5 protein-coding genes are annotated in these 7,218 nt (G+C 63.5%); 3 read left to right on the top strand and 2 right to left on the bottom strand.

What is annotated here, in order from left to right; translation table 11 throughout:
• The first annotated feature begins 70 nt into the window (after nt 1-70).
• Complete coding sequence (gene lexA / locus C1D09_RS05130) at nt 71-808, top strand: transcriptional repressor LexA (RefSeq protein ID WP_032933442.1); 738 nt, start codon at nt 71-73, stop codon at nt 806-808.
• Here lexA and C1D09_RS05125 read toward each other — a convergent pair.
• Nucleotides 802-3,258, bottom strand: coding sequence for a ComEC/Rec2 family competence protein (locus C1D09_RS05125; protein WP_143973289.1), 2,457 nt, complete (start codon nt 3,256-3,258; stop codon nt 802-804). The genes lexA and C1D09_RS05125 overlap by 7 nt on opposite strands.
• Nucleotides 3,259-3,360: 102 nt before the next feature.
• On the opposite strand from C1D09_RS05125, the gene gltX reads away from it, so the two are divergent.
• The gene (gene gltX / locus C1D09_RS05120; RefSeq protein ID WP_143973288.1) at nt 3,361-4,785 is read left to right on the top strand and encodes a glutamate--tRNA ligase; all 1,425 of its coding nucleotides are present in this window, start codon (nt 3,361-3,363) and stop codon (nt 4,783-4,785) included.
• Between the two features lie 183 nt (nt 4,786-4,968).
• Nucleotides 4,969-6,297 carry a citrate synthase gene (gene gltA, locus C1D09_RS05115; RefSeq protein ID WP_019858188.1) on the top strand — a complete coding sequence of 443 codons (1,329 nt, stop codon included), beginning with the start codon at nt 4,969-4,971 and terminating at the stop codon, nt 6,295-6,297.
• 33 nt (nt 6,298-6,330) lie between these two features.
• Here gltA and C1D09_RS05110 read toward each other — a convergent pair.
• On the bottom strand, nt 6,331-7,218 hold an 888-nt coding region (locus C1D09_RS05110; protein WP_143973287.1), incomplete at its 5' end, for a lipid-A-disaccharide synthase.

Raw genomic sequence — 7,218 nt, 5'->3', positions numbered from 1 at the left:
GATAGTGTTTGTTCTGGGTTTGTTTTTCGACTCTGATTCACACCCGTCGTTCAACGCCTTGGGGGCCGCCATGCTGACACGCAAGCAACATGAACTGCTGATGTTCATTCATGAACGGCTCAAGGAAAGCGGCATTCCGCCTTCCTTCGACGAGATGAAGGAAGCGCTCGATCTCGCCTCCAAGTCAGGCATCCATCGCCTGATCACGGCACTGGAGGAACGCGGCTTCATTCGCCGGCTACCCAACCGGGCGCGCGCGCTGGAAGTGCTGCGGCTTCCCGATTCAATCGCACCCGGCCTTAATGCGGCAAAGAAATTCTCGCCAAGCGTCATCCAGGGCAGTCTCGGCCAGGGCGGTCTCGGCCGCCAGATCAAGCCGGCGCCGTCGCGCTTGCCCGCGGCCGGCAATGATGACGATGCGGTTTCCGCCGTGTCGATCCCGGTGATGGGCCGCATCGCCGCCGGTGTGCCGATCGATGCCATCCAGCATCAGACGCATTCGATCTCGGTGCCGCCGGACATGATCATGGGTGGCGAACACTATGCGCTGGAGGTCAAGGGCGACTCGATGATCGAGGCCGGCATCTTCGATGGCGATACGGTCATCATCCGCAACGCCGACACGGCGAGCCCGGGCGAGATCGTCGTGGCGCTGGTTGACGAGGAAGAAGCAACCCTGAAACGGTTCCGCCGCAAGGGCGCCTCGATCGCCCTTGAAGCCGCCAACCCGGCCTACGAGACGCGCATTTTCGGGCCAGACAGGGTCAAGGTGCAAGGCAAGCTTGTCGGGTTGATCCGGCGCTACTGAGCAGGAACGGTCGGCTTTTCGGTTTTTTGATAGGGCGGCAGCCCCCTCGCCTCACGCGAAAATTTTCGCTGCTCGTGCCAGGGTCGATATGGGTTGTCGACCGCGAAACTTACGGTTGGCGGACCGGTCGCCGATTGGCGGTCGAAGAAGACCGCTGCACTGCCTTTGCGGGCGAGCTGCCTTTTGGTGACGATGAGAACCAGCGGATTGTGGCAGGCGTCATAGCCGGTTGCGTCATTGACGACGATCAGGTCGGCGAAACCGCAGGCTTTCCAGGTATCCTTGCGGTCTTCGACATGCGCGATGATCGCGCCCGTCGGATGTCGGGCAAGACAGACACCATCGGTGCAATAGAATGGCGCTCCCGGCGGCAGATTGACGGCATCGGGAATGGCGAATTGCCCGTTCGCCTTGTCGAACATCTCCGGTACGACGATGGTTTCGGACACCAGCGCGCGTTTCCAATTGTCGACGGTGAACTCGTTCGGGCGAGCCCGGCTGACCGCGAGTTCGCCACCGCCGATCGGCAGCGCCACCAGCCGCGCATCTTCGGAAATCAGCACATCCGGGGTGCGCGTATCCGACACGGTCAACAAACCAGCAAGCGCGAATGGCACTGCCGCGAGCCGCAGCCAGGTCGTCGCCATCGTCGCCATGACCAGGGCGATGGTCGCCAGCAGCACGGATTGCTGGGAGATCAGCCCTACCGCATCGACCGGGGAGCGTTCCGATATCCACGCCGATATGGCGATCATCGCCGTCAGGCCCTTTCCCATCACGTAAAGAAAGGGACCGTCAGCACCAAAGGGCATCGCAAGAGAACTGAGAACAGCGAAAGGCATGACAATCAGTGACACGATCGGCATGACGGCCAGATTGGCGAACAGGCTGAGCGGCGACACACGCTGGAAATGCCAGATGGCAAACAGCGCCGTGGCGCAGCCGGCGATGATGGAGGTCATCGCCAACCCACCCGTCGCCAGCAGGAACCTTCGCGCGAGAAAACCCGGCAGAGTGCGCTTTGGCGATGGCGGTCTTGCCTTTCCCGCATGGTGATCCGCCCAACCGGCATAGGCGCCGACCAGCGCGGCGGTCGCGGCGAACGACATCTGGAAGCTCGGGCCGACGACCTCATGCGGCGACACCACAATGACGGCGATCGCCGAGATGGCGAGGTTGCGCATGGTCAGTGCAGCGCGATCGAACAGGACGGCGATAAGCATCACCGCCAGCATGATGAAGCTGCGTTCGGCGGCAACGACGACACCGGAAATGACGAGATAGGCGGCGATCGAAAAAAGGGCGGCGGCGGCCGCGTATTTCTTCACCGGCCGACGCGCGGAAAAGTCCGGAAACAGCGCGAAGGCGCCGCGCAGAAGCCCCATGATGGTACCGGCGACCAGCGCCATATGCAGTCCCGAAATGGAGATGATGTGATAGATCCCGGTGCGCCGCATCGCCTCGTTGATTTCATCGGGAATGCCGGCCCGCACGCCGACGATCAGCGCCGCCGCGATCTCGCCCTCGGCACCGCCAACCCTGGCCCTGATGTGGTCGGCAATGGCTTCACGGGCATTTTCTATCCCTGAGAAAAGGCGCGCCGAGAGCGGCACCTCGTCGTCCGTGGCCGAGACAGGCTTTGGATTGCCGAGAAAGAACCCGCTGCCGCCAATACCGGCGAAATAGCTGTCGAAGGAGAAATCGTAGCTCCCCGGCCGCACCGGGCCGGTCGGCGGCAACAGTTTCGCATAGCCGGTGACCATGGAGCCGGCGGTCGTTTCCGCCGGGATATCGCGCGCCGAAAGCCTGACCCTTTCCGGCGCATAGCGCAGTTTCGGACGTGCGGTCGACGTCACGTCGATGGTCAGCCGGATGCGGCCGGTCTCCATCCGGTCGAGCGAAACGACGCGGCCGGTCACTTGCGTCGAGATTTCCGAACCCAGCATCTGGGTGCCCGCACGCCATGTCTCGACCTTGGCGGCCAGCAGGCCAAGCGCGCACAACAATGCCGCCATGAACCCCAGATGGGTTTTCGGCCATGAGCGCGAAACAAGCGCACAGACCGCAATCAGCACGACGACGGCGACAGGCTTTGCAAAGTCAGGCTCCGCCGCGAGGGAATAATAGCCGATCGCTCCAGCGGCCAGGCAAACCGGCACCAGCAGGAAGGCGATGCCCCGGTCAAGCTCGAGCTCCGCTGCCGTCGCCACGCCATGGCGCAGGCGAGGCCAGGAAACCCGGGCGAGTCGTCGCCGGACACGCACAATCCCGCCTGAGGCAGGCGGCGGGAGTATCGCCGGCACATCCGCCTGCGGCGGTTGACTGTCGGAGCCCGGCACCAGAGGCGACAGCGGCTGCGAGACTGGCGGCGGAGCCCCAAACAGGGATCGTTCGCTGACGCCTACATCAGCGTCCTCGCCCTGTTCCGAGCCCCAGCCTCGTCCAGCCATCGGGTCTGCCCCTTGCACCCCTGACGCCCTATGCTACATGAACGCGCGACGCGCGAAAGTCCGCGCAGCCGCACCCCGCTTCAGATGGTTTCCGAGAGTTTCATGTCCGACAAGGTCGTCACCCGTTTTGCCCCCTCGCCCACCGGCTATCTGCACATCGGCGGCGCGCGCACGGCGCTCTTCAACTGGCTCTATGCCAAACACACCGGCGGCACGATGCTGCTGCGCATCGAGGACACCGATCGCGAGCGTTCGACCGCCGCCGCGACGGCCGCCATCCTCGACGGCCTCACCTGGCTCGGCTTGACCTGGGACGGCGACGCGGTCTCGCAATTCGAGCGTGCGCCGCGCCACCGCGAGGTCGCTGAAGAACTCGTGCGTCTGGGCAAGGCCTATTACAGCTACGAAACGCCGGCCGAGCTCGAAGCGATGCGCGAGGCGGCACGGGCCAAGGGCCTGCCGCCGCGCTACAACGGCCAGTGGCGCGACCGCGCCCCCTCGGAAGCGCCTGCGGGCGTCAGGGGCGCCATCCGCATCAAGGCGCCGGCGGAAGGCGAGACGATCGTCCATGACCGCGTCCAGGGCGAGGTGCGCTTTCCCAACAAGGATCTCGACGACTTCATCATCCTGCGTTCGGACGGCAACCCGACCTACATGCATGCCGTCGTCGTCGACGATCACGACATGGGTGTCACGCACATCATCCGCGGCGACGACCACTTGACCAATGCCGCCCGCCAGACCGTGATCTACAACGCCATGGGCTGGGACGTGCCGTCTATGTCGCACATCCCGCTGATCCATGGCGCCGATGGCGCCAAGCTGTCGAAGCGTCATGGCGCGCTCGGCGTCGAAGCCTATCGGGCCATGGGCTACGTGCCGGAGGCACTGCTCAACTACCTGGCGCGACTGGGCTGGAGTCATGGCGATGACGAGATCATGTCGATCAAGGACATGATCTCCTGGTTCGATATCGGCGACGTCAACAAGGGCGCTGCCCGCTTCGATTTCGCCAAGCTGGAAGCCATCAACGGCGCGCATATGCGACGCATGGCCGACGCGGAGCTGTTGGACATCTTCATCGCCACCCTGCCCTATCTCGAGGGCGGCCCGGCGATGGCCGCGCGCCTCAACGAACACAACAAGGCGCAGTTGCTGGCGGCCCTTCCGGGCCTGAAGGAGCGCGCCAAGACGCTGGTCGAGCTCGTCGATGGCGCGGCCTATCTGTTCGCCACGCGTCCGCTGCCGGTCGACGACAAGGCGGCCCTCCTGCTCAATGACGATGCCCGCAAGATCCTGCGCGGCGCTCACGAAGCCTTGAATGCGCTTTCCGGCGACTGGACGGCGGCCGCGGCGGAAGCCACGATCCGCGACTATGCGCTGGCCGGTGGCCACAAGCTTGGCGCCGTGGCCCAACCGTTGCGGGCCGCGCTGACAGGCAAAAGCACCTCGCCCGGCGTGTTCGACGTGCTCGCCGTGCTTGGGCGCGAGGAAAGCCTGGCGCGCATAGCGGATCAAATCGATTAGGAGCAAACTGGCCCAAGAAGATTGGCATTGAAAGGCGCGTTTCGCAGTGCAACATTAGGCCTTGGCCCAATCTGGCACGCACCTCCTAAAATGCGGTGGCGAATACGCGCATTGCGGTGATTTCGACGTGTCGCCCTGCAGAATTTGCCTTTGCCGGCATGAGGAAACAACAAGGAGTTTGCAATGACCGAAGCTGCGAAAAAACTGGATGTGGGCGGCGCGAACCAAGAGGCTACCGCAACGCTTCAATTCGCCGGCAAGACCCATGAATTCAAGGTGCGAAGCGGCTCCGTCGGACCCGACGTCATCGACATCGCCTCGCTCTACAGCACGACCGGCGCCTTCACCTACGACCCGGGCTTCACTTCGACGGCAAGCTGTGAGTCCGAGATCACCTTCATCGATGGTGACGCCGGTATTCTGCTGCACCGCGGCTATCCGATCGACCAGCTGGCCGAACACGGCGACTTCCTCGAAGTCTGCTATCTCCTGCTCTACGGCGAACTCCCGACCAAGGCGCAGAAAGACGATTTCGACTACCGCGTGACACGGCACACCATGGTGCACGAGCAGATGTCGCGCTTCTTCACCGGCTTCCGCCGCGACGCGCACCCGATGGCGGTGATGTGCGGCGTCGTCGGTGCTCTGTCGGCCTTCTATCACGACTCCACCGATATCTCGGACCCCTACCAGCGCATGGTCGCCTCGATGCGGCTGATCGCCAAGATGCCGACGATCGCGGCCATGGCCTACAAGTACCACATCGGCCAGCCCTTCATTTACCCGAAGAACGATCTCGGCTTCGCGGCAAACTTCCTGCATATGTGCTTTGCCGTGCCGTGCGAGGAGTACAAGATCAACCCGGTGCTGGCGCGCGCCATGGAGCGCATATTCATCCTGCACGCCGATCACGAGCAGAATGCCTCGACCTCGACGGTTCGCCTCGCTGGCTCGTCGGGCGCCAACCCGTTCGCCTGCATCGCCGCCGGCATCGCTTGCCTGTGGGGTCCGGCCCATGGCGGTGCGAATGAAGCGGCGCTCAACATGTTGGGCGAGATCGGTCATGTCGATCACATCCCGGAGTTCATCGCCCGCGCCAAGGACAAGAACGACCCGTTCCGGCTGATGGGCTTTGGCCACCGCGTCTACAAGAACTATGATCCTCGTGCGAAAATCATGCAGAAGACGGCGCACGAGGTGCTGGGCGAACTCGGCATCAAGGACGATCCGCTGCTCGACATCGCCATGGAACTGGAAAAGATCGCGCTGACTGATCCCTATTTCATCGAGAAGAAGCTCTATCCGAATGTCGACTTCTATTCCGGCATCACGCTGAAGGCGCTGGGCTTCCCCACCACCATGTTCACCGTGCTGTTCGCGGTTGCCCGCACCGTCGGCTGGATCGCGCAGTGGAAGGAGATGATCGAGGATCCGCGCCAGAAGATCGGCCGCCCGCGCCAGCTCTACACCGGTGCGCCGGAGCGCGACTACGTGCCGATCGCCAAGCGCTGACCGAAGCTGTCTAGATCACAAAAAAGGCGCCTCTCAGGGCGCCTTTTTTATATGGCGCAGCACCACGCCCGCCGCGATCCCGCCCGATGGCTTGTCCGTCGCCATGCGCCGCGCGATCTCGGCAAAGCCGTCCTTCTGCCAGGCGCGCATGCCGCTGTCGGCGAACAACGCTTCCAGTTGCCGAGCCAGATTGTTCGGCTTGACGTACTCGTTGTAGAACTCCGGGATAAGGGCGCGATCCGAGATGAGATTGGGAAGCAGCGCCGACCAGACCGAAACAAGATACGGCGCAACGGCACGGGCGACCGGATCGAGCCTGTAGGACGACACCATCGGCACACCAGCCAAAGCCAGTTCGAGCGATACGGTCCCCGATGCGATCAGCGCGGCATCGGCCTTGCCGAAAGCCTGCCATTTGCGTTGCGGATCCACGATGATTTCGGGTTTTTCGTCCCAACGGTTGACCGAGGATTTGACGAGATCGGCGACATGCGGAACCGTCGGCAGCAGCAGTCGCAGCCGATGCCCGCGCGCGCGCAGCATCGACACTGTCTCGCCGAATGGTTCGATGAGCCGCCGTACCTCGCCGCGCCGCGAACCCGGCAGGACGAGCAACGTCTTGATCCGGTCCTGGGCAAGATCGCGCGGCAAGGCCTGCGCCTTCTGGGCGGCAAGAACGCCCGCATCATGCGTCAGGCGATGCCCGACATATGTGCCCGGCGGGCCGCCCAGCCGGTCGAGCTCCTTCACCTCGAACGGCAGGATGCAGAGGATATGGTCGACATAGGGCTTCATCGCCACCGCCCTGCCCGGCCGCCAGGCCCAGACGCTCGGGCAGACATAATGGATAATTGGGATCGACGGATTGGCCGCCCGCACCTTCCTGGCGACGCGCAAGGAAAAGTCCGGACTGTCGATGGT

The sequence above is a fragment of the Mesorhizobium intechi genome, from assembly GCF_002879535.1.
Classification (GTDB): Bacteria; Pseudomonadota; Alphaproteobacteria; order Rhizobiales; family Rhizobiaceae; genus Mesorhizobium; species Mesorhizobium intechi.
The sequence above is the reverse complement of the archived record's forward strand: the minus strand, read 5'-3'. Positions and strand labels throughout refer to the sequence as shown.

Bases quoted from the DNA above. Each gene is read 5' to 3' on its own strand.
- lexA (WP_032933442.1), top strand. From the start codon at position 71: ATGCTGACACGCAAGCAACATGAACTGCTGATGTTCATTCATGAACGG.
- C1D09_RS05125 (WP_143973289.1), bottom strand. From the start codon at position 3,258: ATGGCTGGACGAGGCTGGGGCTCGGAACAGGGCGAGGACGCTGATGTA.
- gltX (WP_143973288.1), top strand. From the start codon at position 3,361: ATGTCCGACAAGGTCGTCACCCGTTTTGCCCCCTCGCCCACCGGCTAT.
- gltA (WP_019858188.1), top strand. From the start codon at position 4,969: ATGACCGAAGCTGCGAAAAAACTGGATGTGGGCGGCGCGAACCAAGAG.